This is a genomic window from Methylomonas sp. MED-D (assembly GCF_050276835.1).
GTDB classification, from domain to species: domain Bacteria; phylum Pseudomonadota; class Gammaproteobacteria; order Methylococcales; family Methylomonadaceae; genus Methylomonas; species Methylomonas koyamae_A.
Window position 1 is genome coordinate 168,001 of the sequence record NZ_CP189966.1, and the last position, 25,052, is coordinate 193,052.

General features: G+C 53.7%; 11 protein-coding genes and 1 pseudogene. 10 read left to right on the forward strand and 2 right to left on the reverse strand.

What is annotated here, in order from left to right:
* Nucleotides 1–38 precede the first annotated feature (38 nt).
* From ACQE3E_RS23920 to ACQE3E_RS23955, 8 genes and pseudogenes are all read left to right on the forward strand, one after another.
* Nucleotides 39–2,264 (forward strand): type I secretion system permease/ATPase, encoded by a 2,226-nt coding sequence (locus ACQE3E_RS23920; RefSeq protein WP_427501723.1) that lies wholly within the window; start codon nucleotides 39–41, stop codon nucleotides 2,262–2,264.
* Nucleotides 2,261–3,604, forward strand: coding sequence for an HlyD family type I secretion periplasmic adaptor subunit (locus ACQE3E_RS23925; protein ID WP_427501724.1), 1,344 nt, complete (start codon nucleotides 2,261–2,263; stop codon nucleotides 3,602–3,604). Before ACQE3E_RS23920 ends, ACQE3E_RS23925 begins: the two co-directional genes overlap by 4 nt.
* Nucleotides 3,594–5,144 (forward strand): TolC family protein, encoded by a 1,551-nt coding sequence (locus ACQE3E_RS23930; RefSeq protein WP_427501725.1) that lies wholly within the window; start codon nucleotides 3,594–3,596, stop codon nucleotides 5,142–5,144. The genes ACQE3E_RS23925 and ACQE3E_RS23930 overlap by 11 nt, the downstream gene beginning before the upstream one ends.
* Nucleotides 5,145–5,767: 623 nt before the next feature.
* On the forward strand, nucleotides 5,768–6,436 hold the full coding sequence (locus ACQE3E_RS23935; RefSeq protein ID WP_427501726.1) for a hypothetical protein: 669 nt from the start codon (nucleotides 5,768–5,770) through the stop codon (nucleotides 6,434–6,436).
* 144 nt (nucleotides 6,437–6,580) lie between these two features.
* Nucleotides 6,581–7,069, forward strand: a pseudogene (locus ACQE3E_RS23940) (REP-associated tyrosine transposase).
* A gap of 22 nt (nucleotides 7,070–7,091) precedes the next feature.
* Entirely contained in the window at nucleotides 7,092–7,709 is a 618-nt protein-coding gene (locus ACQE3E_RS23945; RefSeq protein ID WP_427501727.1) for a DUF6438 domain-containing protein, read from the forward strand.
* The gene (locus ACQE3E_RS23950; protein ID WP_427501728.1) at nucleotides 7,706–20,461 is read left to right on the forward strand and encodes a calcium-binding protein; all 12,756 of its coding nucleotides are present in this window, start codon (nucleotides 7,706–7,708) and stop codon (nucleotides 20,459–20,461) included. Before ACQE3E_RS23945 ends, ACQE3E_RS23950 begins: the two co-directional genes overlap by 4 nt.
* A gap of 225 nt (nucleotides 20,462–20,686) precedes the next feature.
* Nucleotides 20,687–21,916, forward strand: a complete 1,230-nt coding sequence (locus tag ACQE3E_RS23955) for a glycosyltransferase family 4 protein (RefSeq protein ID WP_427501729.1) — start codon at nucleotides 20,687–20,689, stop codon at nucleotides 21,914–21,916.
* Nucleotides 21,917–22,068: 152 nt separating this feature from the next.
* Here the strand turns inward: ACQE3E_RS23955 and ACQE3E_RS23960 are convergent, their stop codons facing one another.
* Entirely contained in the window at nucleotides 22,069–22,200 is a 132-nt protein-coding gene (locus ACQE3E_RS23960) for a hypothetical protein (RefSeq protein WP_427501730.1), read from the reverse strand.
* A 194-nt stretch (nucleotides 22,201–22,394) separates the two neighbouring features.
* Between ACQE3E_RS23960 and ACQE3E_RS23965 the strand changes: the two genes are divergently transcribed.
* Nucleotides 22,395–22,667, forward strand: coding sequence for a hypothetical protein (locus ACQE3E_RS23965; RefSeq protein WP_427501731.1), 273 nt, complete (start codon nucleotides 22,395–22,397; stop codon nucleotides 22,665–22,667).
* A gap of 688 nt (nucleotides 22,668–23,355) precedes the next feature.
* Here the strand turns inward: ACQE3E_RS23965 and ACQE3E_RS23970 are convergent.
* Nucleotides 23,356–23,829, reverse strand: a complete 474-nt coding sequence (locus ACQE3E_RS23970; RefSeq protein WP_427501732.1) for a hypothetical protein — start codon at nucleotides 23,827–23,829, stop codon at nucleotides 23,356–23,358.
* A gap of 651 nt (nucleotides 23,830–24,480) precedes the next feature.
* Between ACQE3E_RS23970 and ACQE3E_RS23975 the strand changes: the two genes are divergently transcribed.
* A complete protein-coding gene (locus ACQE3E_RS23975; RefSeq protein ID WP_427501733.1) occupies nucleotides 24,481–25,032 on the forward strand; it encodes a hypothetical protein in 552 nt (183 codons plus the stop codon).
* Nucleotides 25,033–25,052: the final 20 nt, after the last annotated feature.

Here is a 25,052-nt window from a genome sequence, read left to right on the forward strand (position 1 = left end):
TTGCTCGATCAGCGCAGGACGGCCCGGATGCAAAGCCGATGAGCCTGTCCGCCCCACCCCCCGCCGACCTGGACACCGGTCTGGCCGCGTTATTGATGATGGCTGCCTTCCACGGCGTGGCCGCCGACGAAGCCGCCTTGCGCCACGAGTTCGGGCCGGCGTTGGTGCCGGATCGCGAAGGGCGCTGCCGCTTCGATAACCGGGCACTGCAACTGGCCGCTCAACGCTTGGGCTTGACCGCCAAGCCGCGCCGGCAGGACCCGAAACGTTTGGCGTTAGCGCCGTTGCCGGCGATCGCGTTGGGCAAGGACGGCCGTTATTTCATCCTGGCCAAATACGATGCCGGGTCGCCCGCACCTGCCGGCCCTGACCAAGGCGGGGCTGCGCCCACCCATGGCGGCTTGCCCAACGCCGGCGGCAAAGCCTTGATCCAGCGCCCCGGCGAGCCGCCGGCGGTGATGACCCTGGCCGAACTGCTGGCGAGCTGGACCGGTGAACTGTTGTTTTTTACCTCCAAGGCCAGCTATGCCGGCGAGGCGGCCCAGTTCGATTTCACCTGGTTCATTCCGGCCTTGATCAAGTACCGCAAACTGTTCGGCGAAGTGTTGTTAATTTCGCTGGTGTTGCAGCTGATCGGCCTGGTCACGCCGCTGTTTTTCCAGGTGGTGATGGACAAGGTGCTGGTCAATCACGCGATGAAGACCTTGAATGTGATCGCGATCGGCCTGATCGGGGCGATGCTGTTCGAAGCTGCCTTGTCCGGTATCCGCACGTGGGTGTTCGCTCATACCAGCAGCAAGATCGACGTGGAGTTGGGCGCCCGCTTGTTCAAGCATTTGTTGGCCTTGCCCACCGCCTATTTTCAAGCCCGCCGGGTCGGCGATTCGGTCGCCCGAGTCCGCGAGCTGGAGAATATCCGTTCGTTTCTGACCGGTAATGCCATCACCTTGCTGCTGGATTTGCTGTTCTCGGTGATCTTCATCGGCGTAATGCTGTATTACAGCGCCTGGCTGACCCTGATCGTGGTGGTGTCGATACCGCTGTATATTCTGTTGTCGGTCGTGTTCACCCCGGTGATTCGGGCTCGATTGGACGAGAAATTTAACCGTAGCGCCGAAAGCCAGGCTTTTTTGGTGGAGACCATCAGCGGCATCGACACGGTCAAGGCCATGGCGGTCGAACCGCGTTGGACCCAACACTGGGAGAAGCAACTGGCCGCTTACGTCACGGCCGGTCTGTCGGTCACCCAGGCCGCTACCTTGGCCGGCGGCGGCGTCAATCTGATCAGCAAACTGGTGACCGCCGCGATCATGTGGCTGGGCGCCACGCTGGTAGTCGACGGTCAGTTGACCGTCGGCGAACTGGTGGCCTTCAACATGTTGTCCGGCCAGGTCTCGGCGCCGATTTTGCGGCTGGCACAGCTGTGGAACGACTTTCAGCAAGTCGGCATTTCGATGCGCCGCTTGGGCGACATTCTCAATACCCGCAGCGAAGTCATGGGCCAAAAAACCCGGCTACCGCGGATTGCCGGCGCCATCGAGTTCGACCAGGTGTCGTTCCGTTACCGGCCGGATGCGCCGGACGTGATTCGCGCGGTCGACTTACGCATCGCGCCGGGCGAAGTGATCGGCATCGTCGGTCGCTCCGGCTCCGGCAAAAGCACCTTGACCAAGCTGGTGCAGCGCCTGTTCGTACCGGACCGCGGCCGGGTACTGATCGACGGCCACGACATTGGCATCATCGACACCGCTTCGCTACGCCAACAAATCGGCGTGGTGTTGCAGGAAAATACTCTGTTCAACCGCTCGATTCGCGACAACATCGCCTTGGTCAATCCGGCCTTGCCGTTCGAAGCCGTGATTGAAGCCGCCAAACTGGCCGGCGCCCACGAGTTCATTTGCGAATTGCCGGAAGGTTACGACACGCTGGTCGGCGAACACGGCACCGGTTTATCCGGCGGCCAGCGCCAACGCATCGCCATCGCCCGGGCGTTGATCAGCAACCCGCGCATCCTGATCTTCGACGAAGCCACTAGCGCCTTGGACTACGAGTCGGAAAAAGTCATCCAGGACAATATGCGCCGCATCTGCCAGGGTCGCACCGTATTGATCATCGCCCACCGTTTGTCGGCGGTACGCGATGCCAACCGTATTGTGGTCATGGAGCGCGGCCAGATCGCCGAGACCGGCCGGCATCAGGAATTATTGCAAGTGCCGAACGGCATCTACGCCCACCTTTACCAATTGCAGCAGGCCGGCGCATGAGCCTGCGCTACCGCTGGCAAGCCTACGCCGAACTGTGGGGCCGTTACCGCGACACCTTCCGTTACTTTTGGCGGCAACGGCGGGAACTGGATAGCCCGCCACGTTCGAACGACGAAGCCGAATTTCTGCCGGCCGCCCTGGCCTTACAGGCCGCACCGGTCTCGCCGCTGGGTCGAGGCGTGGCCTGGTTGTTGATGGCACTGGTCGCCGCAACGCTGGCCTGGGCCTGGTTCGGCGAAGTGGACATCATCGTCAACGCCGCCGGCAAGATCATCCCCAGCGCCCGCACCAAAACCATCGCCTCGGTCGATACCGCCAGCGTCGCGGCGATTTACGTCCGCGAAGGCCAGTTCGTCCGCCAAGGCGAGCCGCTATTGAATCTGGACAGTAGCGCCTTCGATGCCGAACGCGACAAGGCCAGAGCCAATGTCGTCGAAGCCCGCTTGCAACAGGCCAGGGCTCAAGCGTTGATCGACGCCATCGACCGCGGCAAGCCACCGGTTTTGATTCGGCCCGAACAAGTAGCCGAGGCCAAATACCAAGCCGCGTTGGCGCATTTGGAAGGCCAGTACCGCGACTTCACCGCCAAGCGGCAACGCCTGGACGGCGACATCGCCCGTTACGCCTCGGCACTGCCGCTGGTCGCGCAACAAGCCCGCGACTTCCAGGCCCTGGCCGAGGCCCACGATGTCGCCCCGCACGCCTATCTGGAAAAGGAACAGGCCCGCATCGAACTGCAAGGCCAACTCGACAGCGCCAAAAACCAACGCGCGGCGCTGATCGCCGAAACCCGCAAACTGGCCTTCGACGAACACACCCAAGCCGGCAAACTGGCCAGCGACGCCGAACAGGACGCCGCCCGCGCCGACGCCCATGGCCGTTTGCTCAAACTGAGCGCGCCGGTGTCCGGCACCGTACTGCAACTCGCGGCCCACACCGTCGGCGGCGTGGTCGCGGCGGCCCAACCCTTGTTGCAGATCGTGCCGCAAGACAGCACGGTCGAAGTGGAAGCCAGCTTGGAAAACAAGGACATCGGCTTCGTCCAGGAAGGCCAGAGCGCCGAAGTCAAGATCGACGCCTTCCCCTATACCAAATACGGCACCGTCACCGGCCGGGTGGCCCACGTCTCGCGCGATGCGATTCAAGACGAGAAAAAAGGCTTGATCTACAGCGTGCGCATTGCCCTCGACCAGGCGACGCTGGCGGTCGACGGCCACGATGCGGTGCTGTCACCCGGCTTGTCGATCCAGGCCGACATCAAAACCGGCCGGCGCCGGGTCATCGAATACGTACTGACGCCGCTGTTGCAGCACGGCCGGGAAAGCTTGCGTGAGCGTTAAGTCCGGAACGGTGCGAACCGCGTGCCACCCCCGCCGTTCGAGCAAAGTCATCACGCTGGGTTTGGCGCTGAGTCTGCTACCGGTGCCGGCGCTGAGTTTTGATTGGGCCGCCGGACCGAATATCCCCGATGTGCTCGACGATCCGCTCGATACCCGGCCGCCAGTGCTGGAGCAAGGCGCCGTATTGCCGGGCGACCGGCGCGGCATCATCTGTCCGGTCGAAAAGGACTTTGCCGCGCCGTTGCTGCTGGACGAGGCGGTGGATCTAGCCTTGTGCCACCATCCGCAAGCCCAAGCCGCCTGGGCCGAGCTCAAGATCCAAGCCGCCAATCTCGGCGTGGCCAAGGCCGGCTATTGGCCGACCGTGAACGCGGCGGTCAACCATCTGAACAGCTATTACCAATATCCGGACTCGCCCCTCCCTTCGAGCGAAACCGACGGCTTTACCTTATACGGCAATCTGAGTTGGCGCTTGTTCGACTTCGGCGGCCGCGCCGCCAATCTGGCTGCCGCCAACTGGCTGTTGACCCAGGCCTTGGCCAACCAGGACGCGGTGTTTCAACGCCTGCTGGACGGCGTGATTCAAGCCTATTTCGACGCCCAAACCGCCAATGCCCAACGGCAGGCCAAGACCGACAGCGAAGCGTTGGCCGGCCAAACCCTGGCCAGCGCCCGCCGCCGCGAGGCCAGCGGGGCCAGCAGCCGTAGCGATACTCTGCAAGCCGAAACCGCCCTGGCCAAGGCGGCATTGGGGCGCAGCCGGGCCGACGGCGATTACCGCAAAGCCTTGGCGGTACTGCGCCAGGCCATGGGGATCGCCCCGGAAACGGTATTGACCCTGCCGGAGAATGCCGAGCCTGAGCAAACCGGCGAAACGCTGGCCCAAGACGGCCGCGACCTGCAAATCTGGCTGGCCGAGGCCAAACGCCGGCATCCGGCCATCGTTGCGGCCCAGGCCCAATGGGAAGCCGCCAAGCAGCGCATCGTGCAAGCCCGTTCCGAAGGCCTGCCGACGCTGGACTTCAGCCTGAACGCCTACCAAAACGGCTACCCCAATCAAGCCCTGTCGCAAAGCCAAACCCGGGTGGAAACCATCGGCATCAACCTGACCATCCCGCTGTTCGAAGGCTTTGCCCGCACCTACAAAATCCGCGGCGCGCAAGCCCAAGCCGAACAACGCGCGGCCGAACTGGCCGACACCGAGCGACAAACCCTGCTGGACGTGGTCAAGGCCCACGCCGAGGCCGAAGCGGCACTGCGTAATCTGAGCTATTCGGCAACTTGGCTGGACAGCGCGCAAACTGCCGTCGCCAGCTCGCAGCGGCGTTACGACAAAGGCGCCGCCGACATCCTGGAACTGCTGAATACCCAGACCGCGCTGGCCGACGCCCGCCAGGAGCGCCTGCGCACTCTGGCCGACTGGCGAGCGGCGCGCTTGCGCTTATTCACCAGCACCGGCCTGCTGGGCCGGGACATCATCGAGCAAGCCGAAGGGCGCGCCGGAAACGGTCAGTCGGCTATCAGCACTCCAGAACGATGAATTCAATAGGCTGGCGTTCGCAGATGCAACCGCCACACGACAAAACGACAAAAGGCAAAACTCAAAAACGGTCGGCGCTTGCTGTTTGAGTATCCTCGGTTAACGCTCAGCTCATCACGATTGCCGCGACCACCGATCGCCCCCCGTGCTGGACTTACTCACGCAAGACGACGCGTCGAATACCCCCAACCCGTTGCAGCGCATTCAATTCGTCCATGGCACCGTGTGGGGTCTAGCAGCGCGAACGTAGCTGAAATGCGCAAGGCGTCACACATAAAACCCAGGCGGATAGTACAAAAGGGTGATGGTAATCAGTTAGTCTGTTAGCGACAATCGACCAACATTGCCCATCCAAGGCGACCGCTACCTGAACCAGGGCCGCGCCAGACACATTAATTTATTCGAAGCGATGGCAGTAGCTACAAAACGCCGCGGAGTGGGTGAAAAAACCGAATGATCGTCTACGTTACATCGGCGCTCGGAAACGAGCGAAACAAGGTTAGTTAAGGAATCGGATCGAAAGTAATTATTGTCGGCCTGTACAAGAAAAAAGGCCGTACAGTAACTTCTCTTAGATAGAAATCGTTCTAATTATGAGCAACAAATAATAGATAGGAAGGCGTGTGATTGATATGAATTTGAATAATAACCCGAGAATAGAAATACGGCGAAATGCCCGCTGGTTATTGCGCCTTACGGCCTTTAGTAACTCGACAGATGCGCCTCCTGGCGTCGGCACCTATCGGCGCATCTTATCGCGTTTTATGATCGTTTCTATAATTTTGGCTGTATGTTTTTTTGATAATAGTTACGCACTTGAGACGCCAAACCCTGTCATATTAGAGCTTAGGAGTGATTTTAGGAAAATTGGATTAATTGGATTTCATTCTATAAAGATATACAAAAATGGAAATGTGCATTATCAAGACAACATTATTATCCGAGATAACGATGAATCGTATAAAACTGATGGAGTTGTTGCAGGCTATGATGCAACACTAAGTAAAGAGCAAGTCGATGAAGTGGTAAAAGACTTCTTATCTTTACCGTTTCGAGAACTCCTAAAGTATGATGGTAAAAGAGCTATTGGTGTTGGAATGAGCAAATCAGCGCACTTAACACTCGAGGATACGAAAATAGATATTGCGAATGCTTTTTATTACAGAGGGTTACTGACAATACTTAAAAAATATATGGCAAATGATTTAAAAAACTGGCTGTGTTTTTCGGAAAAACACCAAAACAGCGAAGAAGATTGCCCGCAATATTTGCCAGATGACTTCAAGTTTTAATTCATTATTAATTTTAAATATATACAAGGATTATAATCATGGCAAACTTTACCGAGCAACAGAAATTAGGCGCATTAAGGCCGTAAGGCGCAATAACCAACGGGCACTTCGCCGTATTTAAAACACGAAATAGATAATAAACAAATGGATTACCGGAGAATTTGGCATCATGGCGAAACCTATTTTTTTACTATCAATTTGTTATAAAGAAAGGATAACGATTTGTTGATCCGGCATATTCAAGCTTTGAGGGAGTCGGTTAAAACGGTGAAAGCTCATCACCCGTTCGAAATTCACGGCTGGGTGGTATTGCCCGAACACATGCATTGTTTGATTGAGTTACCGGAAAACGATACCGATTTTGCCACCCGAATACGCTTGATAAAAATTGGATTTTCTAAAGCAATACCCACAACCGAGCGCAGATCGAGTGTGCGACTTAAACGAGGAGAACGCGGCATCTGGCAGCGGCGTTATTGGAATCATCTCATTCGAGATGAAGCGGATTTTCAAGCGCATTCGAATGATATCCATTGCAACCCAATGAAACATGGTTATGTTTAGCAAGTAAAAGACTGGCCTTATTCGACCTTTCACCGATGGGTTGAACGTGATATTTATCCTTTAAATTGAGCAGGAATGGATGGAGATTTATATGAGTTTGAATAGTTTGAAAATACGGCGCAATGCCCGCTGGCTATTGCGCCTTATGATTTTATGGATTTTGTCGATTGGAAGTTGCCCTGCAAAGCCCCCGCCTGTGTTGATTTTTGACAAGCACGGCGTCCAAAGCGCTGCGTGGCTTAATTATCAAATTGAGCTCTATGCGGATGGAACTGTGCATTATCACGGGGTTGACGATGTCAATGTCATCGGTGACCGCTACGGCAAGATAAAACCTAAACAGGTGCAATATCTGGTCGATCTCTATCAAAAACTATATCAAAAACGCCAACAAGAACTTTCCGAGTTTATGGTGCGCTATGACAACCGGCATAATTTAAGCCAAGATGAACAATATAATCTGGAACGGTATAAAATAGAATATATTGACGATAGAGATTGGAGTACTTCTATTATCTATAATAATGGCAATGAAACGAGTAAAATTGCACCTGTGGCTGTCCTTCTCAAAGAATTTGTAAGTATTCTCAATAATATGATTAATTTGGAGCCATGGCTATGTTTTCCAATGCCCAATCCCAGACGTGAATACTGCCCAATTTTAAACCACTCCCCCAATTATAAATTACTGATGGACTATATTAAATGACTACGAATCAACAAAATATCATAAATACCTTGGCAAAGTATTCTTGGAACGGTGACCGGGTCACCGGGCTTAATCCTAATACGCCTTTAACTATAACCTATAGCTTTTTAGATGGCCGCCCTGCCTATTATTCCGGAGAATATGGTGACTCATGGTTATTAAACTCCCGCAGTGTTGTTGACGTCAACAGTTTTAGCAGCCTTAGCCAAGCACAAAAGGACGTTTTCAACTTAGCTACGGAGGCTTGGGCAGCGGTAGCCAATATTACCTTTGTACAATCGATAGGCCAAATTGGCGATATTGCGGTTACAAACATAAAAATGGATCCGGACGAATTCGGGAACACGCTATCACCCAATCCTAAAAAGGCCGGTGTAGATGGCGATATTTTTTTAAATAGCGCAGTATCACAAAATAGCCAACTTGCGCCGGGACAGATTGGCTATGAAACGATATTTCATGAACTCGGGCATGCCCTTGGATTGGATCATCCAAAAGACTATAAATCAAATGAGAGTTCTCCCTATTTAACAGATTATCCTGATTTAGCCGAAACAGCCAATACCAAATACACCACAATGGTTAATTATATAGATAAATTCGGCGGTTGGTGGTTACCGTCAAAACCGATGCTGTACGATATTTTGGCTATTCAATATCTCTATGGCGTCAATCCTAATACCAATGCCGGCGATAATATTTTCCAGTTTAAAACAGGTGCTCTTGATGCCATTCAAGCCATCTGGGACGCTAGTGGTACGGACACAATCGACGCCAGCGACCAAAGCCAAAGCGTCACCATTGACCTACGCCCAGGCCATTTCAGTTTTGTCGGCAGTAGTGAAAAAACAAGTAAATCCCAAATAGCCATTGCCTTTCAAGTGGCTGGTCAAGAAAACAACTGGATCGAAAACGCTATCGGCAGTTCTAAAAACGATCATTTGACCGGCAATGGCGGCAACAACCGACTTGAGGGAGGTAGAGGTAAAGACACGCTGGAAGGCGGGGCTGGCGCCGATACGCTGATTGGAGGAGAGGGTGAAGACTTATACATAATCGAAGGCAACGACACTATTGTTGATAGCGGTCAAAATAGAATTTTCTATGAAGGTAAACTTATTGATGGTGTATTTACCGATAACGGCAGCGGCACAATCTTTACTTCTCGTGACGGCAAGATTATTCAGTTCCATTCTCCCGGCCATCTGACGCTGAGTGCCGAAGATAGCATAACTTTCCAAAACCAAACTAGCGCTAGTGCATTCGCAGAGAACGATTTCGGCATTCATCTGCAAACTGCCGCCGCCGACGTTTCGGCAAGTGTTATTCCCCACGGAGACCTCAAGCCCCTGGACCAAGACCCCAACACAGACGGTATCCAGATTGATTATGACGCCTTGGGCAATGTTAAGGTTGGCGACGAAGCCGATCCGGGCCGTGATGATACCCTCTACGACGACACCGGCAACGACTTGTTGCAAGGTATGGGCGGGAGCGACATCCTGCTGGCCAATCGCGGCGGCGATAATCTGCTGTACGCCGACCAGCAACAAGACTTCCAGACCCTATACAACCAAGGCCAAACCGCTGTCGGCACGGCGCAACGCGGCGACCTGCTGGCCAGCGGCGGCGGTAACGATCAACTCTACGGCAGTAGTGGCCAGGATGTATTGGCCGGCGGCGACGGCGCGGATATTCTGCTGGGCGGCGGCGATGACGATTTGCTCTACGGCGATGGGGGTATCGCCAACGCCAGCGGCGCTTGGTCCGTGACCAGTATTGCCGAACTGGACGAAGACGGGGTGACTCATCACCGCCAGCAACTCAACGGGGCCGTCGTTCAGGCGGTGGCGTTGGGCGGTAACGATATTCTGTACGGCGGCAACGGCAACGACTTGTTGCTCGGCGGCCAAGGCAACGACGTGCTGGACGGCGGCGCCGGTCGCGACCTCCTGCAAGGCGGTGCAGGCAACGACGTACTCTATGCTGACGAACAAAACGCCGAAGCCGGATTGGGCCCGGTCCCGGCTGATCGGGTGGGCGATTTTCTCAGCGGCGGCACCGGCGACGACATACTGATCGGCGGCGGCCGTTCCGATGCCTTGATGGGTGGCGAAGGCAGCGACTGGCTGGAAGGCGGGGCCGGTAACGACATCATCTTCGCCGATGCGGATTACACCACTTCGGTCAATGACTGGACCTTTGCCAAGACTGACCAGACCTATCCCTTTGCCGACTCGACTCGGCCCAATCTCAACGGTGTCGGCCTCAGCCCGGTGAACGGCTCGCTCGATACCGGCCAAGGCGGTGATGACATGGTCTACGGCGGCGACGGCGGCGATTGGGTCATGGGCGGGCGTGGCGACGACGTGATTTACGGCGAAAACGGCATGGACGCCCTCGACGGCGGCGCCGGTAACGATACGGTCTACGGCGGTGCCAACGACGATGGCTTGGACGGCGACCTGAACGCCAGTCCGGATCAGCACGGTGACGACTACCTGGATTTAGGCGAAGGCCAAGTGCAGCAATTCGCCCGGGGCGGCGGCGGTAGCGACACCATCCTTGGCGGCGATACCAACGACATCATCGAAGGGGACGATATGCGTGTGGGCTATGCCGCCTATTATCACGGCAATGACTTCATTGATGCCAAGGGCGGTAACGACACGGTTTGGGGCGAAGGCGGTGCGGATACGATCTACGGTGGGGACGGCGATGACAACTTGGAAGGCGACGCCGCCGGCATTGATGCGCAATACCAAGGCGCTGATTTGCTGTTCGGCGGCGAGGGCAACGACAACTTGTTTGGCGATGGCGGTAATGACACCTTAGATGGTGGGAGTGGCATCGATTATCTGGCCGGCGGCGCCGGTGACGATACTTATCAGAACGTAACTGGTGAAGACACGATTGGCGATATTGATGGTCATAATACCATCCAACTCGCATCTGCTAATACTGTGACAGATCTTACGGTTGGTCACTTTGGCGATCAAAATCAATACTTCCTCTTGGGTATCGTCACGGATACTGGAGAAACAGTCAAAATCCAAAGCGCCTTTTTCGGCACCGAAGCCACGCTGGCATTCGCCAACGGGGATCAAGTCGATCTGGAAACGCTGGTCGGTACGTCCCTCACTACCGCCCTCAACCTGGGCTTGGGTAACGATGGCGGCAAACTCTACGGCGGCGCAGGTGCCGATACACTGTACGGTGGTTCCGGCAACGATATCCTCATCGGCGGGATGGGCGACGACCGGCTTTTCGGGTATGCAGGCGACGATACGCTCGACGGTGGCATGGGGAATGACTGGTTGTATGACAACGGGGGCAATAACACCTACCGATTTGGCAGAGGCGACGGCCAAGACACGATTATGCCGTCGTTTGGTACGGAAGGTAAACACAATACCCTGCAATTCAAAGAAGGGATCAATGCAGGCGACATTGTGGTTGCCCGTTCCGCTTATTCCGACGATCTTGTCTTGTCGTTGGCCAATACCAACGACAAAATCACCATTAGGAATTTCTTTACAGACGCTGATGTAAACAATACTTATAACCCCATTCAACACATTCAATTCAGCGACGGTACCGGCCTAAATTTTGAGTCAATCAAAGCAGCGGTTCTCGCCGGTAATGATACATCACAAGGCTTATTCGGATTCGTTGGGGCCGACAACATTCGCGCGGCCGGCGGCGATGACAGTGTTTACGGTAATGCCGGCGATGACACGCTGGATGGCGGAACCGGTAACGACTATCTCAGCGGCGGCCTGGGCAGCGATACCTACCTATTTAATCTGGGTTATGGCCAAGACCGCATCGAGGAAGTGGCGAACGGTATCAACGTCATCAAATTGGGTGCAGGCATCTTGCCCGGGAGCGTAATACTGCGCCGCCCAACGGCCAGCGAATCCGATTATAACGATGGCTTCGTATTGGATCTTGGCAATGGCAGCGACAAGCTGATACTGAACCATTGGCGAATGACGGGGGGGACTTCCACGGCCGAGAATTATGTCATTCAACGAATCGAATTCGCTGACGGCACGGTTTGGACCGTCGACGACATCAAAGCCAATCTCTGGCATATGACCAACGGCAACGACACCATCGTGGGATATCCGGAGGATGACGATTATTTCAATGGTTTGGGCGGTAATGACAGTATCGTGGGTTCCGGTGGCAATGATGTTCTGTTTGGCGGTGATGGCAACGATACGATTCAAGGTGGTACGTACTCCGGCAAATGGGATCAGGTACATTTGGAGGGCGGTGCGGGTAACGATGATCTAACCGTTATCGGTGATGGGACGGCCGCCGTTCTCGTCGGGGGTAGAGGCAATGACACTATACACGGCGGGAACAATAGCGATGTTTACTTCTCGCGTGGCGACGGCAATGATTTGGTCTATTTCAGCAATGGCACGTTGATATTCGGCGCCGGCATCTCTCTGGTGGATTTGAAATTTACACGGGATGCCAACAGCTTGTTCATTGGTGTGAATGGTGGCGATCAAATCACCGTATCCGGGCAATTCGTAGAAAGTTACGATGGATTCGATCGGCTCGCTCAGATTTTGTTTGCGGACGGCTCGATTTTGACTGCGCAAGATATCCAAAATCGGCTGACCTTGGCCAGTTCAGAGGGTAACGACATCGCTTACGGCACTGCATCCGACGATCGAGAAGAAACCGGTTTCGGTGCGGACCAACTGTTCGGCTTCAATGGCAACGATACGTTGATGGGCGGCGGAGGCAACGATAATCTTGACGGAGGTGATGGCAACGACGTGATAGATGGTGGCGCCGGAAACGATACACTGAGAGGGGGAAGGGGCAGCGATTACTACTATTTCGGCCGCGGATCCGGCCAAGATTATCTCTACGATTCAGTTTATCAGCGGACGGTTTATGGCAGAGATGTGGCTGCTGGCGATACCGATACAATTCGGCTGTCGTTACTTCCTAACGAGATTGTCCTGGCACGCGGCGGTTACAACAATGGGAGTTTGATGATTTCGATTATTGGGGCGTCTGATCAATTGGAAGTCTACGGATGGTTCAATCAAGAAAATATCTACGGTACGCTAAAACTGGAGTTTTCAGACGGTACGGTCTGGGATGGGGCCGCGATCGAAGCCCACAGCGGCAGTCAGAGCGCCACATCCGGAGCGGATTACATTTATGGCAGTCCCAATGGCGATAGTCTTAATGGGCTGGGCGGTGGCGACCGTATCTACGGAAACTCGGGCAATGATGTACTGGATGGCGGAGGTAATACCAATTCGGTTGACGAACTTTATGGAGGCGAAGGTGATGACACTTACCTGTTCGGCTACGGCTCCGGAACAGTTCAGATTACCGAGTATGAACTGCTGGGAAGTGCGCAGTCCGGTAGCGGAAACGATACAATCCAGTTTACCTCTGGCGTTCGTCCACAAGACGTTATATTAGAAGAATATTATTCCGATTTGCGTATCAAACTAGCCGGTAGTACCACAGACATTCTGATTTTGAGCAACCGTCTAAGTGACGATTTCAGCAGGATTGAACGGGCGGTTTTTGCGGATGGAACCGTGTGGGATCTTACAAAGCCGACGAGCGGCCCTGTTTCAGGTACGTCCGTAGGCGAGACTTTAAATGGAAGCAAATACGACGATGTCATTAACGGGCAAGCAGGAAACGATACCATCAATGGTGGTTCGGGTTTTGATTCGTTGTATGGAGGGGACGGTGACGATACGCTTGATGGCGGATCCGGTAACGATCTTTTGCTAGGCGGTTCCGGAAACGATTACTTGTATGGTGGTGAAGGAAAAGGCCGAGATGTTCTGGATGGTGGTGCGGGGAACGATACATTGGCGGGTGGAGACGACATTTATGTATTCGGGCATGGCTATGGCGCAGACGTCGTTACCGGCTATCACCCAACCGGCATTGTCCGGTTCAACGCTGATATCTCGCCCAACCTGCTCAGATTAAGCATGCTTCCCGTCGATGCGGCGAATTATAGTACCTTGCGAATAGCACTGAGCGACAGTTCGGACACGCTGGATATTCAATCATTCGAGCCATCGCAGACAGACATTATTAGTCGATTTGAATTTGCGGACGGCACTATCTGGAATCTAAACCAGATTCTGGCAGCACTCAGTTTAAATGCTAGTGGTGGCGATGATTTACTCTACGGTTCGATGAACAATGAAACGATTGCCGGTTTAAACGGTGCAGATCGAATTTACGGTTTCGCCGGCAATGACGTGCTAAGTGGCAGCCTAGGCATTGACTATGTGGAGGGTGGCGACGGTAACGATACTTTGGACGGCGGTGCCGACGGGGAAATAACCACCAATACCATCGGCGGTGGCGTTGGCGACCTTTTGATTGGCGGTGCGGGCGATGATACCTATCTGTTTGGATTAGGTTATGGTACTGATCAAATCCGTACGGGTAATGGGCCATATAGTGCTCTGGACCATGAAAACGACGGTAGCGATACGATCCGCATGGGGGCGGGTATCAGACCGGAAGACGTGGTGGTGACAGGCCAGCACTGGCACGTGGGTATGGGGGATCAAAACGAATATGATCTTCAGCTGGTTGTCTCGACAACTGGTGACAAACTGGTACTTGATGGCTGGTTTATACCTGGCGTTAACCACGTAGATCGAGTCGAATTTGTGAATGGTACTGTCTGGGATAAGGCTGCAATAGCTAATCGTTATTGGGCGGGTGCCTCCCAAGGGGGAGACATCCAGGGCACCGGCCGGAACGATTCGGTGGTTGGTTTTTCCGGCGCGGATACCATGCAAGGATTCGAAGGCAATGACAACTTTTCCGGTGGCGCAGGCGACGACGTTTTGTACGGCGGCGCTGGCGACGATACCCTCATTGGCGGGTCGGGTAATGATCTCCTGAACGGTGGTTTAGGCAATGACACTTACATTTTTGGGATTGGTTCCGATAAAGACTTGATAGTCGATTTTGACAGAGTCAGTGGCGGATATGACCAAATAGCGCTCGAACCGGGTATTGCCCCGGAGGATGTCACGCTCACTTACGACGACGCGAATATCCTGATCAGTATCAACGGCACGGAGGATCAGCTTAAGGTTCGATGGCTGCCGAATCCGGGCTATCGAATCGAAGCGCTGAGATTTAGTAACGGTGTGACATGGGATGCCAAGACCATTGAACAGAAAGCCGGTCTGGACTTGAACTTCGCCCCTGAACTTGCCGTGTCTTTACCGGATAAAAACGTTGTTGACGGCGATACCTTTGCCTTTGCTTTGCCTGAGGTGTTCGTCGACCCCGATCAGGGCGACGAACTAACCTACTCGGCAAGACTTCAGAGCGGGTTGCCATTGCCAAGTTGGATTACTTTCGATGCTGCTACAAAAACATTTAGCGGGCAGCCAACAGGAAGTAATTTAGGCTCTACAACTATTCAAGTTTCTGTTGCCGATAAAAAAGGCCACGTCAATTCAACTAACTTTAATCTTTCGGTTACTCCGGCTGCCAATATGGTGTTAACGGGAACGGAGTTAAATGATTCTCTCGCAGGTAAGAGCGGTTATGACTTACTGTCTGGATTGGGAGGGGATGACGTGCTTTCCGGCAATTATGGTGAAGACACCTTGGAAGGAGGATCTGGAAACGATACGTTAAACGGTGGAACTGACGGCGACGTGCTGTTAGGCGGCTCGGGTAATGATTATTTGAATGGTGGTTTAGACTCGGATCTACTGGTTGGCGGCGACGGAAACGATTTATATGAAATTGATGATGTCGACGACGAGGTCATAGAGAATAGTGGAGAAGGCGTCGATACGATTCGAAGCAAGCTAATATACACGCTTGTCGCCGACAACGTCGAGAACTTGATTTTAGCCAACTCAAATGGCGCGGTTGGCGATGGCAACGGATTGGCGAATACCATTACCGGGAGCATGTCCGCCGATGTGCTGTACGGCCGAGGCGGTAATGACACCTTGGATGGTAGTGGTGGAGCTGACTACATGGAAGGTGGCTCAGGTGATGATAGTTTTATTGTGGATAATGTTGGCGATCAGATTGTTGAGTTTGCTAACGAAGGAATCGACACTGTGACTAGCAGTGTTTCGTTTACGTTAGGTACCGAAATAGAGAATCTGGTTCTGGCTGGTGCGGATGTAATTAACGGTACAGGGAACGCTCTAGACAATGTCATAACGGGTAATTCAGCCAATAACTCACTTAGCGGCGGAAGCGGTAATGATACGTTGGACGGCGGAATGGGTACGGATAACCTGGCTGGCGGTACGGGCAATGACGTTTATATCGTGGATAACATCGGTGACGTGGTCAACGAATCGTCAGGCGCGGGAACTGACACAGTGCGGAGTTCGGTAAGTTATACGCTGACGACAAATGTGGAAAATCTGGTATTGACTGGTAGTGATGCAATTTATGCGACCGGGAACTCATTGGCCAATATCCTTACCGGAAATAACGGAAACAATATCTTAAATGGTGGAACTGGCGCGGACACTATGCTCGGCGGTTTAGGAGACGATATTTATGTATTGGACGTTAGCGGCGATACGGTAACGGAACTCGCTGGAGAAGGCTTGGATACCGTGCAAAGTGGCATCACCTGGACCCTGGGCGCCAACGTTGAAAATCTGACCTTGACCGGTACGACCGCGATTAACGGCACCGGCAACACGCTGGATAACGTCCTAACCGGCAATAGTGCCGCTAACACACTGACCGGCGGTGCCGGTAACGATACGTTGGACGGTCGTGCCGGTAATGACACGTTAGTGGGAGGCGCAGGAAACGATATCTATGTCGTTGACAGTACTTCCGACGTCGTGACAGAGAATGCCAACGAAGGAACAGACACGGTGCGCAGTACTGTCTCGTTAACTCTGGCCAATAACGTCGAGAATTTGGTGTTGACCGGTACCTCGGTGATCAACGGGACTGGCAATACCTTGAACAACACGTTAACCGGTAACAGTGCGGCCAATACCCTATCGGGCGGTACCGGTGCCGACACGATGACTGGCGGTGCCGGCGACGATATTTACGTGGTGGACAATGCCGGCGATGTCGTATTCGAATCGATCGGTGAAGGTAACGATTTAGTACAAAGTGCCATGACTTACGCTCTTTCCGCCAACGTTGAAAATCTGACCTTGACCGGCACGACTGCAATCAATGCTACCGGTAATGCTTTGGACAACGTCCTGACCGGCAACAGTGCGGTCAACACATTGACCGGCGGATTAGGCAACGATACTTATGTGGTCGGAACCGGGGATATCATTGTGGAAAACGCCAACGAGGGCATCGACACCGTGCAAAGTGGCATCACCTGGACCCTGGGCGCCAACGTTGAAAATCTGACCTTGACCGGTACGACCGCGATTAACGGCACCGGCAACACGCTGGATAACGTCCTAACCGGCAATAGTGCCGCTAACACACTGACCGGCGGTGCCGGCAACGATACGTTGGACGGTCGTGCCGGTAATGACACGTTAGTGGGAGGCGCAGGAAACGATATCTATGTCGTTGACAGTACTTCCGACGTCGTGACAGAGAATGCCAACGAAGGAACAGACACGGTGCGCAGTACTGTCTCGTTAACTCTGGCCAATAACGTCGAGAATTTGGTGTTGACCGGTACCTCGGTGATCAACGGGACTGGCAATACCTTGAACAACACGTTAACCGGTAACAGTGCGGCCAATACCCTATCGGGCGGTACCGGTGCCGATACGATGGCTGGCGGTGCCGGCGACGATATTTACGTGGTGGACAATGCCGGCGATGTCGTATCCGAATCGATCGGTGAAGGTAACGATTTAGTACAAAGCGCTGTGACTTACGCTCTTTCCGCCAACATTGAAAACCTGACCTTGACTGGTACAACCGCAATCAATGCTACCGGTAATGCTTTGGACAACGTCCTGACCGGAAACAGTGCAGCCAATGTGATGACCGGCGGTGCTGGTAATGATACCTATGTCGTGGGTAGTGGCGATACGGTCGCGGAAAACGCCAACGAAGGCATCGACACCGTGCAAAGTGGCATCACCTGGACCCTGGGCGCCAACGTTGAAAATCTGACCTTGACCGGTACGACCACGATTAACGGCACCGGCAACACGCTGGACAACGTCCTGACCGGCAATAGCGCCGTCAATACCTTGACCGGCGGTGCCGGTAACGATACGTTGGACGGTGGAGCGGGTGCCGACAGTTTGGTCGGCGGCACGGGCGACGATACCTACTATGTCGACAATGCCTCGGATATCGTCACCGAAAATGCGAATGAGGGTACCGATACCGTGCGTTCCGGCGTGGCTTACACGTTGGGCAATAACGTCGAAAATCTAGTGTTGACCGGTACGACCGCCATCAACGGTACTGGCAATACTCTAAACAACGTTCTGACCGGCAACAGTGCCGTCAATACCTTGACCGGCGGTGCCGGTAACGACACCTTGGACGGTGGCGCAGGTGCTGACAGTCTGGTCGGCGGCATGGGCGACGATACCTATTATGTCGACAATGCCTCGGATATCGTCACCGAAAATGCGAATGAGGGTACCGATACCGTGAATTCCAGCGCGGCATACACCTTGGGTAATAACGTTGAGAACCTGGTATTGACCGGTACTGCGGCGATCAACGGCACCGGCAATACTCTGAACAACACGTTGACCGGCAATGCGGCGGCCAATACCTTATCCGGCGGCACAGGCGCCGACACGATGATGGGTGGGGTCGGCGACGATATTTACGTGGTGGACAATGCCGGCGATGTCGTGATAGAGGCGATTGGTGAAGGTACGGATGCTGTTCAAAGCAGTCTTACCTGGACTTTAGGCGCCAATCTGGAGAGTCTGACGCTGACCGGCACGACCGCCATCAACGGCACCGGCAACGCTCTGGACAACGTCCTGGCCGGCAACAGTGCGGCCAACGTGCTGTCCGGTGGCGCCGGCAACGATACCTATGTCGTGGGCACCGGCGATACGGTCGTAGAATACACCAACGAAGGTATCGACACTGTACAAAGCGGTATCGCCTGGACCTTGGGCGCCAACGTTGAAAATCTGACCTTGACCGGCACGGCCGCCATCAACGGTACCGGCAATTCCTTGGACAACGTCCTGACAGGCAACAGCGTAGCCAACACCCTGACCGGCGGCGTCGGCAACGACACCTACGTAGTGGGTAGCGGCGATACGGTCGTTGAAAATGCTAACGAAGGCATCGATACCGTGCAAAGCAGTATCACCTGGACCCTGGGAGCCAACGTCGAGAACCTGACGTTAACCGGCACAACCGCCATCAACGGCACCGGGAATGAAGAAGATAATTTCATAATCGGCAACAGCGCAGCCAACGTACTGATTGGAGGAACAGGATACGACACGCTTGATGGCGGTTTGGGCGCGGACAACCTATCCGGCGGCGTCGATGATGATTATTACTACGTTGACAACGTCGGCGACGCGGTGTTCGAGAACGCGGACGAGGGATGGGATACCGTGGAAACGAGTATTAGCGGTTATACCTTGATCACCAATGTCGAGAACTTGCAGTTGGCGTATGGCGCCGGGGCTATCAACGGTAGCGGCAACGATGGGGATAATCAGCTTTACGGAAATCAGAGCGCCAATCTTCTTTCTGGAGGTCTAGGTGACGATACTCTGGATGGTGGACTGGGTGCCGATACTCTGATGGGCGGTGTTGGAGACGACTATTACTATGTCGATAACTTAGGGGATATTGTTGTTGAAAGCATGGGCGAAGGTGATTGGGATACTGTAGAAACCGGCATAAATAACTATAGCTTGGCTGCCAATGTGGAGGGCCTGAATTTGGCCTACGGTGCGGGAGCTATCAATGGCATTGGCAATACCGGCAACAACAGCCTGAATGGTAACGAAAGCGCTAATATATTGAGCGGCGGTTTCGGTAATGACGGGCTTAGCGGTGGTGACGGCACGGATACCTTAGTTGGCGGTGATGGTAACGATACGTATTGGTTAACAGACACTGACATTAACGTCGATACGTTAGTGGAGAATGCCGGAGAAGGTGTGGATACTGTTTACTTTTCAGAAATATCATCCGGTAAGACTTATGAGCTTGCCTCAAATATTGAAAACGCTATCGTTTGGGGATCTTCTGGATTCCATTTGATTGGAAATAACTCAGACAATCAACTGTTAGGTGATTCTTCGAATAGCGACAACGCGTTTAGCGGCGGCGCAGGAAATGATTATCTGAGTACGGGCAGCGGCGGCGATCAGCTGGATGGTGGAGAAGGAATGGATACCTTGGTTGGTGGTAATGGCAACGACACTTACCAGCTGGGCCGAGATTACGGTGCCGACACCGTGGTCGAGAACGATGCGACGGCGGGCAATACCGACGTGGCCCTGTTCGTCAGCGGCGTGAGCGCCGACCAGTTGTGGTTCGTACACACCGGCAACAACCTGGAAGTCAGCATCATCGGTACCTCGGACAAATTGGTTGTGCAAGACTGGTACAGCGGCAGCGCCAACCATGTCGAGCAATTCAAGACCACCGACGGTAATTTGACCTTGCTGGACAGCCAAGTCGAGAGTCTGGTGTCGGCGATGGCGGCCTTCGCGCCGCCGGCGTCGGGCCAAACCACCTTGCCAGCCAATTATCAGACCGCGCTGGCACCAGTGATTGCGGCCAATTGGCATTGATCGTCCTCTAAAGCCAGTTCCCGAGGCGCTTGGCCTCGGGGACTCCAGGTTCGTTCATGGGTACCCGCCCCGTGGAGGCTGTCCAGCCCTACACTCGGTGATCGCGCTCGGTGCCGCTAGCCGCTGCCCCGTGGTCTACCCAAAATGATCGCTTTAGAATATCAACATTCCTGTGCCTTACACTGTAAACGCCGCAAACGGCTTGGTTTAGCGCTTTAACATCCGATGAAATTCCTATTCGTCCATCAAAACTTCCCTGGACAGTATCGCCATTTGGCTGCTTATCTGGCTGCGAATCCTCAGCATCAAGTCGTGTTTATCACCCAACGTTCGGAAGGCGAACTGCCGGGCGTGCGGAAAATTGTTTACCGGCCGCACCGGGCACGGTCGCACACCGTTCACCACTATTTGCGGGAAACCGAATCGGCTGTGATCAACGCCCAGAGCATCGCCCGCATCGCCCTGGACTTGAAGCGCACCGGTTTCGTGCCGGATGTGATGCTGGGCCATAACGGCTGGGGCGAGATCTGGTATTTGAAGGAGGTATTTCCGGATTCGCCACTGCTGGGCTACTTTGAGTTCTTTTACCGCCTGACCGGTGCCGATGTCGGTTTCGATCCCAGCGAACCGGTCGCCTTCGACGATGGGCCGCGCTTGCGGACCAAGAACCTGGGCAACTACTTGGCCTTGGATACCGTCGATGCCGGACTTTGCCCCACCCAGTGGCAGAAGTCAGGCTATCCAAGCGGCTACCAGGATAAATTGAACGTGGTCCACGACGGTATCGATACTCGCATCGTGTATCCGAAGCCGGATGCCACCTTGACCCTCGCGCAAGCGGGATTATCGCTGAGTCGGGGCGACGAAATCGTTACTTATATTGCCCGCAACCTGGAACCCTACCGCGGCTTTCCGAGCTTCATGCGCAGCTTGCCGGCCATCCTGGCGGCTCGCCCCCACGCCCAAATTTTGATCGTCGGCGGCGACGAGGTCAGTTACGGCAAGCGTCTGCCGCCGGGGCAGACCTATCGTCAACAGTTGCTGGCGGAGCTTGGCGACGAATTGGATAGTCGGCGGGTGCATTTTTTGGGCAAGGTAGCGTATCCGACCTTTCTGACGATATTGCAACTATCCAGGGTTCACGTCTATCTGACCTACCCCTTCGTGTTGTCCTGGTCGATGTTGGAAGCGATGGCCGCCGGTTGTTTGCTGGTGGCTTCGAACACCGCGCCGGTAAAAGAAGTGGTGCGCGACGGCGAAAACGGTTGGTTGGTGGACTTCTTCTCGCCCAGCGAGATTGCCGATCAGGTTATCGAAGGTCTAAAGGCAGGGCCGCAGGGTTTTGCCGCATTACGCCGCAACGCCCGCCAAACCGTGATTGATCGCTATGATCTCAACGCGGTTTGTTTGCCTGCACAGATTGAATTATTGGAGCATTTGAGGCAACGCGGCTAAGCCTGTAGAAAACAGCAGCCGCGTTTTGTGACGTCTCCCGTTGGTTAACGACCGCAAGAATACCAGAGGACATCCATTCGGAAGCGCACCAAGGATCGGGAGCCAAATCCCTGAAGCAAAACACCTCAGGGACAGGCTTCAGGATACGCCGATTAGTGCCAATTGGCCGCAATCACCGGTGCCAGCGCGGTCTGATATTCGGTCGGCAAGGTGGTCTGACTCGCAGCCGGCGGTGCGAACGCCGTCATTGCCGACACCAGATTCTCGACTTGACTGTCCAGCAAGGTGAAATTGACCAGGTCTTTGACGCGGTAGCCATCTCGGGATGAGGTTGGAGCCAGATCGTCCTGTCAGTGTGATGCCGGTTGACAGCCCGCTTCGCGCGTCAAGGTTAACAGGGCAACGTTGCGAAAACGGGACATGACGCTATTGCTTAAACAGATTCCTGACTTCGCATAACATTAATTATGTTAAATCAATGAAAGTCCTTAAACGTATTTATAATGAAAACAATGGCTTGGTCACTGAGTCGCTGCATATCAAGGGGGCCGCGTATTCCGATGGTGGACCTTTGGGCCTAGCGGTCACTCCCATAGCCGCTGGTCGAAATGCCCAAATGATCGGTGTCAGCCTGCCAAACCAGATTCTAGGCGATACCGGTGACTTTTCCGCCCATGACCTCAACGAACGAAGGGCCGTTATTGGGCAAGCCATTGAAAGTGGTCTTCGGCTGGACTCGACCCATTTTTGACGGTCACGATTCTACAAAGCGGCCGTTCAGCTAAATATAGATTCTGCAAACTGTAGGATTACACAGCAGACGGTGGCGACCTGAACCAACCGGCCAATTTGCGACCTTCGGGGTTAATTTCTGAATGGCTGGTTTTAGTCAGATATTTCTTGTTTAACGCCAAGCTCAGCCAAGGAAGGCCGTATCGCGGCCTGACGTCGGCTGGAGCGCCGTGTTATGCGCTAGTCTCTTACCCATTGGATCAAGTCACTCCTTGTGCCGTCATTAAGAAAGCCTTGCACTACCTCAGAAAGAAGCGCCTTATCGACCTGGTTTTCAGTAGCCGCTTGGGTGTGATACCCGCACAACCAATAGTCCAACTCTCGTTCAGCTGGTTTATGGGTGTATGAAGACCAAGTACCAATGCCATCATACTTGGCTGGATACCACACAAATGCAGTTGTTAAGGCTCCAATCACACAACTCAGAGCCTCCCCATTGCTCCTAGCAATATAGACACCTACGGGTTTATCTATTGTAGTCCCCACTAACTCAAGAAAGCCTAGACAAGCTTCCGCTGTGTCGAACTGCATGGCCTCTCTATCCTCTTTGTATTCGACTCTATAGTGCATAACGATAAGGGTAACTTGGCGGCAAAAGTGCAACGACGATAGGAGCGTAGCTTTTGACGGTCAAGTTGACCCGCTGGTTATGCATGTTGTTTTTCCAAAAAAATATACCCTGGGAACTCCTTTAATAGCGCGGCCATCAGGCTATTAGAGAATGCAGTATCTGACAGATTTCGAACAATGGTTATTCCAACAACGTGGTCACCAAAAACTCTAACTAAACAACGGACATCCTCAACATTACGCTCGTTTCGAAGGATATATTCCTCTCCATATTCCGGTATTCCATATCCCACAGTAAGCCACCAATATATTTGCTTTATGGTGATTTTTGCTTCCCGGCGCCATGGTAATTCAATGGACCGGGGCAATACCTCTGATTTTGCGACTACAACAGCATTGATTCGAGCTGCGGAATTTCCAACACGCTCGGCCACCTCTTTATGAACAATCGATGCAGGTCCAACGGTGCCTTGCGCGAGTAGCGCAAGCGTCGCTACCAATCCCATAAGGACAAAAATGATCGCCGTTATTTTAGGTCGCATGTGATGCATAACAAGTTATTAAGCTGTTAACAGCATAATCTACCGAAAAATGAACCTCGAAACGATAAATTATTGATCAGTATTTGGGTTTCCCTTCTGTATATCATCGGAATCTAGTAGATATGGCTGGTAAACGTCAAATTGCAGACATTGAATCAAACGTAGCGATAGTCCGCAAAGGGTCGGGTGTTGACCGTCCGTTCTTCAGATTCATCGCCGGAAAGCCGCCATTGAATTCTGACACCCGAAAGCCGCCGTTCGTCACGGAGCCAAACCGACCCTTTGCTGCCATCGCCAAATGTGATTCAATGACGGCAATTCAATTGTTACCAGTCATAGCCGCCTATCACTGATGATATATCGAAGGGGAAATCATTTGCTGATCAACAAATTAGACAGACAACGTTTAATCTCTGGCGAATATACTATTAACAGCTTAATACCTTGTTAGACAAGCCATGATCGCTACGCTTCTAAAAACCGAAAACGAACAGGGTGGGAATGCAGTGATTTCTCTGAATGGCGTGGAAGTTACCGTCCCAGGCAACTCAGAAAAGATGACAGTCATAAATCTCGAGCACCATGTGATTCTTCAGATGGCAATGGAAGCCACAAAATCCTTTCGCTCTTATTGTTATGGTCAAGGGACATGAAAAGACTATGAATAGCGAAAAGCACCATCCAAGACAACCTTTGTCAGCGGTAATGCTGTTTTGGCTATTTATCACAGTCCTGCCGGTACCGTCCAATGCCGAAGAGGACGGGGCGAAACTTGCCGGCCAGAGCACGGCCCTAACCAGTATTGGCGTCGTGGATGACCTGGACGCCCCGCCAGACCCGGATGACCCGGGGATGGGGGGCGGTTTCGACACGGTGAATTATTTTCAAAACATCTTGATCGAGAAGGTTGCCGAGTGCACGAACGGCGTGTTGAAGGAGTTTGAAACCTGGACCCGAAACCAGGCCCTGGCCATCAGCAGGACGGTCCAGGCCCCTTCTTCGTTGCTCGCCTATGCCGCCCTGACAGATCCGACCGGCGTCCTGGAACTTTCCTATCACTTCAATGCCAGCCAGAAGCGGGCCAGGGCCACCCTCTTCTTCTATTCGAACGATGGCAAGCAGCATGAGCCTGTTGCAATCAAGGCTTTCCTCAAACAGTACAAGGTTGATTCGTTAGAGGACCGGCTAAGAACGGCCGTTGTCTGCAAATAGGGAATTTTTCGGGAGACCGT

Excerpts from the sequence above, each read along its gene's own strand:
- ACQE3E_RS23920 (WP_427501723.1), top strand. The coding sequence starts at position 39 with ATGAGCCTGTCCGCCCCACCCCCCGCCGACCTGGACACCGGTCTGGCC.
- ACQE3E_RS23975 (WP_427501733.1), top strand. The coding sequence starts at position 24,481 with ATGAATAGCGAAAAGCACCATCCAAGACAACCTTTGTCAGCGGTAATG.
- ACQE3E_RS23945 (WP_427501727.1), top strand. The coding sequence starts at position 7,092 with ATGAGTTTGAATAGTTTGAAAATACGGCGCAATGCCCGCTGGCTATTG.
- ACQE3E_RS23950 (WP_427501728.1), top strand. The coding sequence starts at position 7,706 with ATGACTACGAATCAACAAAATATCATAAATACCTTGGCAAAGTATTCT.
- ACQE3E_RS23955 (WP_427501729.1), top strand. The coding sequence starts at position 20,687 with ATGAAATTCCTATTCGTCCATCAAAACTTCCCTGGACAGTATCGCCAT.
- ACQE3E_RS23970 (WP_427501732.1), bottom strand. The coding sequence starts at position 23,829 with ATGCATCACATGCGACCTAAAATAACGGCGATCATTTTTGTCCTTATG.
- ACQE3E_RS23925 (WP_427501724.1), top strand. The coding sequence starts at position 2,261 with ATGAGCCTGCGCTACCGCTGGCAAGCCTACGCCGAACTGTGGGGCCGT.
- ACQE3E_RS23965 (WP_427501731.1), top strand. The coding sequence starts at position 22,395 with ATGAAAGTCCTTAAACGTATTTATAATGAAAACAATGGCTTGGTCACT.